Source organism: Agaribacillus sp. DX54 (assembly GCF_056858335.1).
The window spans coordinates 1-477 of the sequence record NZ_JBXEQE010000130.1; the positions used below are offsets into that span (position 1 = coordinate 1).

At 35.8% G+C, this 477-nt stretch carries 1 protein-coding gene; it reads right to left on the minus strand.

All coding sequences use genetic code 11. From position 1 onward, the window contains the following. Nucleotides 1-295: 295 nt before the first annotated feature. Nucleotides 296-477, minus strand: a 182-nt coding sequence (locus AC04NP_RS30650; protein WP_482863945.1) for a hypothetical protein, incomplete at its 5' end; no start/stop codon positions are given.

Genomic DNA, 477 nt, shown 5'->3' on the forward strand with positions numbered 1-477 from the left:
ACATTTGTTTCCAGTGGTATTATTTCGTAATTATTGAAATACTCCGTAGATTGTACCTTTTCCTCCGGGGTTTCAGGAATTTTTATAACTTCAATGTTAGCATCGGTTGGTTGTTTAGATTCTATACAACCAAACAATAATATGATACATATACTATAATAGATTTTCATTTTTTAATACTCATGGATTAACAGCAAGTTACTTGTTCAAATAACTTGCTGAGATCAATATTTAATTAAGTTCAGGCATCAACATCCTTGACCAGGTGCACAACCTGAGTCTTGACAATTACTTATTATATAAGAAGGCGAACAAGATACTGATCCTGTACCAAAGCATTGTGTTTGTTCAAAATCATACTCCACCGTACATGTTCCATCAGTTCCTTTTGCATGCCCTGAAGTTTCCGTTTTATATTGGTACCCCGCTGAATCACCACTGCTGTTGCTACTACCTGTTTGTGCCAGCAGTTCAGCA